This window comes from Bradyrhizobium sp. STM 3809 (assembly GCF_000239795.1).
Classification (GTDB): Bacteria; Pseudomonadota; Alphaproteobacteria; order Rhizobiales; family Xanthobacteraceae; genus Bradyrhizobium.
Genome location: NZ_CAFJ01000049.1, coordinates 1 through 7471, shown reverse-complemented (window position 1 = coordinate 7471; position 7471 = coordinate 1). Strand labels below are relative to the sequence as shown.

9 protein-coding genes are annotated in these 7471 nt (G+C 62.4%); 6 read left to right on the top strand and 3 right to left on the bottom strand.

Annotation, left to right across the window (positions count from 1 at the left end; all coding sequences use genetic code 11):
• Positions 1-307, top strand: a 307-nt coding sequence (locus BRAS3809_RS02190) for a thiamine phosphate synthase (RefSeq protein ID WP_035655052.1), incomplete at its 5' end; no start/stop codon positions are given.
• 143 nt (positions 308-450) lie between these two features.
• Positions 451-2352 carry a phosphomethylpyrimidine synthase ThiC gene (gene thiC / locus BRAS3809_RS02185; RefSeq protein ID WP_008960467.1) on the top strand — a complete coding sequence of 634 codons (1902 nt, stop codon included), beginning with the start codon at positions 451-453 and terminating at the stop codon, positions 2350-2352.
• Positions 2353-2498: 146 nt separating this feature from the next.
• Here the strand turns inward: thiC and BRAS3809_RS35640 are convergent, their stop codons facing one another.
• Positions 2499-3227, bottom strand: a complete 729-nt coding sequence (locus BRAS3809_RS35640; RefSeq protein WP_139017293.1) for a hypothetical protein — start codon at positions 3225-3227, stop codon at positions 2499-2501.
• Between the two features lie 73 nt (positions 3228-3300).
• Positions 3301-3834 (bottom strand): toll/interleukin-1 receptor domain-containing protein, encoded by a 534-nt coding sequence (locus BRAS3809_RS34560; protein ID WP_201767113.1) that lies wholly within the window; start codon positions 3832-3834, stop codon positions 3301-3303.
• 171 nt (positions 3835-4005) lie between these two features.
• Between BRAS3809_RS34560 and BRAS3809_RS02180 the strand changes: the two genes are divergently transcribed.
• The 3 genes from BRAS3809_RS02180 (at position 4006) to BRAS3809_RS02170 (ending at position 5663) form a co-directional block, all read left to right on the top strand.
• Positions 4006-4392, top strand: a complete 387-nt coding sequence (locus tag BRAS3809_RS02180; RefSeq protein ID WP_008960464.1) for a RidA family protein — start codon at positions 4006-4008, stop codon at positions 4390-4392.
• A gap of 536 nt (positions 4393-4928) precedes the next feature.
• The gene (locus BRAS3809_RS02175) at positions 4929-5186 is read left to right on the top strand and encodes a hypothetical protein (RefSeq protein ID WP_008960463.1); all 258 of its coding nucleotides are present in this window, start codon (positions 4929-4931) and stop codon (positions 5184-5186) included.
• Between the two features lie 207 nt (positions 5187-5393).
• Positions 5394-5663 carry a hypothetical protein gene (locus BRAS3809_RS02170; RefSeq protein ID WP_008960462.1) on the top strand — a complete coding sequence of 90 codons (270 nt, stop codon included), beginning with the start codon at positions 5394-5396 and terminating at the stop codon, positions 5661-5663.
• 165 nt (positions 5664-5828) lie between these two features.
• On the opposite strand, the gene BRAS3809_RS02165 is transcribed toward BRAS3809_RS02170, so the two are convergent.
• The gene (locus BRAS3809_RS02165) at positions 5829-6458 is read right to left on the bottom strand and encodes a glutathione S-transferase family protein (protein WP_008960461.1); all 630 of its coding nucleotides are present in this window, start codon (positions 6456-6458) and stop codon (positions 5829-5831) included.
• Between the two features lie 110 nt (positions 6459-6568).
• Between BRAS3809_RS02165 and BRAS3809_RS02160 the strand changes: the two genes are divergently transcribed.
• On the top strand, positions 6569-7099 hold the full coding sequence (locus BRAS3809_RS02160) for a mismatch-specific DNA-glycosylase (protein WP_008960460.1): 531 nt from the start codon (positions 6569-6571) through the stop codon (positions 7097-7099).
• The last annotated feature ends 372 nt before the right edge of the window (positions 7100-7471 follow it).

The following is a 7471-nucleotide window of genomic DNA, read 5'->3' as shown; positions in this document are numbered from 1 at the left end:
GCATGACGATGCCGAGCTGGAGACTGCTCTCGCCGCCCAGCCCGACTACGTCGCGCTCGGCCCGATCTTCCCGACCACCCTGAAGGCGATGCGCTTCGCCCCGCAGGGCATTGCGAAGATCAGCGTCTGGAAGCAGCGCGTCGGCAAGATCCCGCTGGTCGCGATCGGCGGCATCAAGCTGGATCAGGCCGCCGAGATCTTCGCGGCCGGCGCGGACTCCATCGCAGTCGTCAGCGACGTCACCCAGAACGCAGATCCAGACTCGCGCGTCCGCGCCTGGCTCGACGCGACCAAGGAGCCGGCCTAATGCCCCACTCGCTCCACCGTCATTGCGAGCGAAGCGAAGCAATCCAGGGCCGTGCGTGCCGCCCTGGATTGCTTCGTCGCTCACGCTCCTCGCAATGACGTCCCCCATTCACTCCGACAACGACAATTGAGAAGGAGGATCCCATGAACATCCGCTCCAATCCCGACACGACCCTGCCCGCCGTCACCACAGGCCCGCTGCCCTCCTCGCGCAAGATCTATGCTGTGCCGGACTCCGCGCCCGACCTGCGCGTGCCGCTGCGCGAGATCATCCTCTCCGAGGCCGCCGGCGAGACGAACCTGCCGGTCTACGACACCTCCGGTCCGTACACCGATCCCAACGTCACGATCGACGTCAATGCCGGCCTGCCGCGCAACCGCACCGCCTGGGTGCTCGAGCGCGGCGGCGTCGAGGAATATCAGGGCCGCGACATCAAGCCCGAGGACAACGGCAATGTCGGCGCCGACAAGGCGGCGAAGGCGTTCACCGCGCATCACAAGCCGCTGCGCGGCCTCGACGGCCACAAGATCACCCAGCTCGAATTCGCTCGCGCCGGCATCGTCACCAAGGAGATGATCTACGTCGCCGAACGCGAGAATCTCGGCCGCAAGGTTCAGCTCGAGCGTGCCGAAGCCGCGCTCGCCGACGGCGAGAGCTTTGGCGCCGCCGTGCCCGCCTTCATCACCCCGGAGTTCGTGCGCGACGAGATCGCGCGCGGCCGCGCCATCATCCCCTGCAACATCAACCACGCCGAGCTCGAGCCGATGATCATCGGCCGCAACTTCCTCACCAAGATCAACGCCAATATCGGCAACTCGGCGGTGACCTCCTCCGTGGAAGAGGAAGTGGACAAGATGGTGTGGGCGATCCGCTGGGGCGCCGACACCGTGATGGACCTCTCCACGGGGCGCAACATCCACACCACCCGCGAATGGATCCTGCGCAACTCGCCGGTGCCGATCGGCACCGTGCCGATCTACCAGGCGCTGGAGAAGTGCGCCGGCGATCCGGTCAAGCTGACCTGGGAGCTCTACAAGGACACCCTGATCGAGCAGTGCGAGCAGGGCGTCGACTACTTCACCATCCACGCCGGCGTGCGGCTGCAATACATCCATCTCACCGCGTCCCGAGTCACCGGCATTGTCTCGCGCGGCGGCTCGATCATGGCCAAGTGGTGCCTCGCACATCACAAGGAGAGCTTCCTCTACACCCATTTCGACGAGATCTGCGACATCATGCGCAAGTATGACGTGTCGTTCTCGCTCGGCGACGGCCTGCGCCCCGGCTCGATCGCCGATGCCAACGACCGCGCCCAGTTCGCCGAGCTGGAGACGCTGGGCGAGCTCACCAAGATCGCCTGGGACAAGGGCTGCCAGGTCATGATCGAGGGCCCCGGCCACGTGCCGATGCACAAGATCAAGATCAACATGGACAAGCAGCTCAAGGAGTGCGGCGAGGCGCCGTTCTATACGCTCGGGCCGCTGACCACCGACATCGCGCCGGGCTACGACCACATCACCTCAGGGATTGGTGCGGCCATGATCGGCTGGTTCGGCTGCGCGATGCTGTGCTACGTGACGCCGAAGGAGCATCTGGGTCTCCCCGATCGCAACGACGTCAAGACCGGCGTCATCACCTACAAGATCGCCGCCCACGCCGCCGACCTCGCCAAGGGCCACCCCGCCGCGCAGCTGCGCGACGACGCCCTGTCGCGCGCCCGCTTCGAGTTCCGCTGGACCGACCAGTTCAACCTCGGCCTCGACCCGGACACCGCCAAGAGCTTCCACGACGAGACCCTGCCGAAGGAAGCCCACAAGGTCGCGCATTTCTGCTCGATGTGCGGCCCAAAATTCTGCTCGATGAAGATCACCCAGGACGTCCGCGACTACGCCGCCACGCTGAATGATCCGGCCACCGTCGGCATGACCATCTCGGGCACCATCAAGGACGGCATGGCCCAGATGAGTGCCAAGTTCAAGGAAATGGGCAGCAGCGTGTATCTGGACGCGGAGAAGGTGAAGGAGAGCAACAAGGCGTTGTCCTGACGCCCGCTCCGCTCTCTCCATCGTCGTGGCCGGGCGCAGACCCGGCCATCCATCAAGCCGGGCGAAAGCCCGGCTTTGACTTCAAAGTCTGGATGCTCGTTCATTTAAACCGAGATCTGAAGAATGAACCCAGCAGATCAGGAAAATTACACCCCCCTTGATTTGCGCCCGCCAGGCGACCTTCTTTTGCTTCGAACCGAACTCTTCGCGCTCTTCCTCGACGCTCCCTTATAACAGCACGCTCCCTTTAGGTGCTGAACTAAGGCAAAGATCTTCTCTAGATCATCACTACTGTTGTCGTACGTAACAATCATCACGGGCCGGGGAAACACTAAGCCCGGTTCCCTGCGTCTTGCGAAAATCTCGAAGGCTTCCTTTCCATAGAACGCGGATCGAGCGCCAGTATTTCGGTCTTCTCCTATTATGACATCGCATTCAGCGAGCAGATTCCTTACTCCAATCTCTGAAAACTCGCTGACATCAACGCGAATCGCACTATTGACTTTCACCAGAGATTTCAATTCATCCAGACGCAGCCTGTCGATGACATCTTGACTGACTACGTCGGCCTCGGGACGCTCCGACTTTGGAACTTCACCATCGACGTCCTCAAGGACGTTTTCTCCATATGTTTCAACCTCCTTGCCTTCAATGGGCTGAATATTTGAGCATCGAGTAAAAATCTCCTCCGAAACGCCCTGCGCATTCCCTAGACCAATAAAGTCAAAGACCTGATCATAGATCTTCTGTCGCTCAGATTCAGGACAAGAATACGCAGCCTCAAGGTAAGTAGACGAAATTCGCTCCCATATCGCAATCTCCTGATCAGGATTGGTGTCTCTCCTAAAACCGTCGACCCATTCCCGCATCGACATAGGACGCACCCTGAGCAGGGCGGCTCTTATAAGCCGCACCCGTGACAACAGCTCCTTCGACAGACTTACGTGTCTAATTGGAGCAACCTGGCGTAAGTTTTTTTGGGTCGACCCTCGCAGTTCCAGAATAGACGCGCGACCTGACGTCCACTAGACGACGATTGATTTTCTCAAATAGCTCGGGCTTGATCACTTCCAAGAGCTTCTGCCCTGTCAACTCGATCGACGCACCGGTTGCGTCCATCGCAAATTTATCAGCAAGCGGTGGACTATAGTTGAGAACATCAGCCTTCGATACGCCGAGCCAGACGGGTAAGATCACCTTGTCCGCTTCCATCTCTTTGGCGACAAGTCCACGCAATTCATATTCAGGCCAACGCTTCCCTAAAAACGCCTTCGAAAGAACAACGATCCCGAACTTGCTCCTAGCAAGCCCCTTGTCTATCGATCTTGATAGACTGTCGCCGACACTCAGTGAGAATTCATCGTACCAAACAGAAACACCCGTCTCCTTGAGGAAATTTGCCAATGGCTTTACAAAGGCGGCCTTATCTTCACTAGCGTGACTAATGAACACATCATAAGATTTAGAAGTTTTGCGGCTCATATAATTCTCCATCAAAAGTTCAATTCAACAGAAGCAGGACATGCGTTAACGCACGAAACGTCAAACGTACCTTATCACTACGAAACAGCCCATCTAAAAATCAATCCGCGCACTATCGTTTAGTCTCTCGTGCTCTTATCTTCGCTATCCGTTTTGAAGATTAGGCTCTACATGCCCATCCACCACCTCCCCGCTCCACCCCACATCAAAGCCCCGCCCCTCTCCTTCGGCACCCGCGTCGGCGATCTCCTCTTCATTTCCGGCATTCCCGGCTTCGACGCCCACGGCAACCTGCCCGACGGCTTCGAGGCGCAATTCGTCAACGTGGTGACGAACTTCACGCGCGTCCTGACCGAAGGCGGCGCTGGCATTCGCGATCTCGTCAAGGTCAACGTGCTGCTCACGCGCGCGTCCGACGTCGCGGTCATGAACCGGCTCTATGAGGAAGCTTTCGGACCGGCGCCGTATCCGGCGCGCACCACCTGCGTCGTGGTGGCGCTGCCTGATCCGAAGATGTTAATCGAGATCGAGGGCGTCGCGGCGATTTCGAAGGCGTAGCTCTGTGGCTCTCGCCCGACGGCCTCGAGCTGCGGGCGCGGTGGGCATGAATGTGCCCTCGCCCCTTGTGGGAGAGGGCATGTAGGACAGTCCAACAGGCTCGGTTGGGTGAGGGGTCTCTCTCCACGAGGGGTGCTTCTGGAGAGAGACCCCTCACCCAACCGCGGACGCGGATGGGCCATCCATGCCCTCTCCCACAAGGGGAGAGGGCGCTGTATTGCACAGCGTCGCTGTTTGTCGATTGAGCCTCCCTGTCGAGCTTGAAGAAACCTGCGCTGCACACACCTGGTGAGGTGAGCATTCAAGCTGGCAGCCGTCGCAGATGCCTCGTTCGCTGAGCGAGACCAGCTCCCGCGCCGCTCCGGGCTCGACGCCGACAAACTCGCTTCTGCGCCCGGCCATGCGCCTCCAACAACGCACGCCTGCTCGCGCGGATTTGCCGCACGGATCACGGCCAACTGCCTTCAAATCGAACGACACCGCTCCGACACAGGCCGCGCTCGACGCTGGGGCCTGTGTGTTGCCGGAGTTTGCCGATGTCGCGTTTCACCATGATCTGTTTGGCCGCGAGCCTCATTGCAGCAGGCCTTCTCGCCGCCGCCCCGGCACAAGCCGGCTACTTCATCCTGCGCTGGGACAACACCGGCATCTGCCAGGTCTGGAGCGAGGCGTTCACGTTCAGGCCGCTGCAATGGCCGTCACGCTATCAGGTGATCAGCCGCCCGGTGCCGACGTTGAGCGATGCCGTCCATCTGCAGATCATGCTGCGCCGGCAGGGGCGGTGCACGCTGTGAGCGCCTTCGATACCGTCCCGCTCCGGCGCGGCGGCCTCATCCTGCCTCCACCGTCGCATCAATCCCTGACATCGCTGTGAACGACCAGCGCCAGCGTCTTGCGCTGCGCGCGCTTTTGTCGCACCACTTCGCGGTGGCTGCCGCTCGGTCTGATCACCGCAGCGTGCAGCGAGGATGATTTGGTTGGTCCGTTTCAGGAGATTGACGATGCGCCGCTTGACCTCTGTTGCCGCTGCCGCCGCGCTCGCGGCCGCCTCGATCGCCGCGCCCGCTCTGGCCGCGCCGGCGCCCAAGAGCGGCTACTATGTGATCCGCTGGGAGAACACCGGCATCTGCCAGATCTGGAACACCGACCTGCAGTCGAAGCCGCTGGAATGGCCATCGACCTACAAGATCGTCTCCAAGCCGGTGCCGACCTTCGTCGAAGCCACCAACATCCAGCTCAAGCTGCGCGACGAACGCCGCTGCTTCCTGTAAGGCAGGGCTCCGTCGAAACGCCGCATGCCGAAGCTATCCGAGCTTCATGGTTCGAGACGCGCCGCGAGCGGCGCTCATCGCCATGAGGGTCGGATTCCCCGCTGCGTTTCGAGGGCCTCGTCCCGAGGCCTCACCGCGACGGAGCGTGGTCACGCGTCCGCTCGATCATCCGAGCGCGCTCGCGGCCACGGGGCTCGCCTGCATCGGCACGAAGCCGGGCAGAGCGGCGATCCGCGCCAGCCATGTCCGGACGTTCGGATAGGGCGTCAGTGACACGCCGCCCTCGGGGGCGTGTGCGGTGTAGCTGTAGAGGGCGATGTCGGCGATGGTCGGCGTCTCGCCGGTGAGAAACGGCAGCGTCCCGAGCTCGCGCTCCATGACCGCAAACAGATTGTTGGCGATCTGGTGCGCCCGCGCCATGTCGAGCGGGCCGCCGAACAGGGTGGCGATGCGCGCGGCCGCCGCACCGAAAGCCAGCGGCCCGGCCGCCGCCGACAGCCAGCGTTGGATCTGCGCCTGGACCAGCGGGTCACGCGGCCACCAGCGGCCGGAGGCATCGTAGCGGCGGGCCAGATAGACCAGGATCGCATTGGAATCGGGGATCACGGCGTCGCCGTCGACCAGCACCGGCACCTGGCCGAACGCGTTGAGCGCGAGGAAATCCGGCTGCTTCTGCGCGCCGCCCCTGAGGTCGACCTCGACGAGCTCGCACGGCAGGCCGAGCAGACTCAGCATCAGCCGCGCGCGATGCGCATGGCCCGACAGAGGAAAATGATAGAGGCGGCGGTCCGACATGATGGGCTCCCGTTGCTGGAGCGACGTGTAGCGCCGGGCTGACGGCCCAACAACGCGCCCGGCCATCAATGGCTTGTTGCTGATCTCGCAATAATGCGACAACGCCAAGCATGGACCGCCTGCCCGATCAGCTCCGGCCCGGCCTGCGTCTCGTCTTCGTCGGCACCGCCGCGAGCGAGCGCTCGGCCGCGACCGGCCACTACTACGCCCATCCCGGCAACCGTTTCTGGCGAACGCTGCATGCGACAGGCCTGACGCCGCGGCTGTATCAGCCGGCGGAGTTTCCTCTGCTGCTGTCGCTCGGCATCGGCTTCACCGATCTCTGCAAGCAGGGCGCGGGCATGGACCATGTCGCGCTGAAGGCCGGCGTGGATGTCGCGGGCTTCGTCGCGAAGATCCGGCAGCATCGGCCGGCGACGGTCGCCTTCACCAGCAAGAAGGCCGCGAGCATGTTCTACGGCCGGCCGACCAGCGCCATCGTGCTCGGGCGACAGCCGGATCAGGAGGATTTACCGGTCGCGTTCGTGCTCGCGTCGCCCTCCGGCGCGGCGTCGGGCGCGTGGACATTGCAGCCGTGGCAAGAGCTGGCGGCGCATGTGAGAGGATGGTCTGTTACGCCAGGTGTTCATGATCACCGGTAGGGTGGGCAAAGCCGCCGCACGCAGGGCGGTGGCGTGCCCACCGTCCATCCGCGTCTGCGACGCGGTGGGCACGTCGCGCATCGCACATCGCATGACGCAACAAGCAGCATGCGCGCGCCTTTGCCCACCCTACGGACTTGCGCTGCCGATGACTGCGCCCTGCTCGGCGAGAGATTTTCAACGCAACAATCAGCTCGCGTTGTAGGAGCTTGCATCTCCGCCCGACGGGCATTTCCCGCATGCATTCCATGCGCAAACTGCCCGTCGTGTTGGTTTGTCGCAGCCTCACCCCTTGCCACGTCGGCCAAATCAGCACGATGCTCTCGCTCGACCCGCCTCGTGCAGAGGGACGTACGCGTCGTCACGATACGT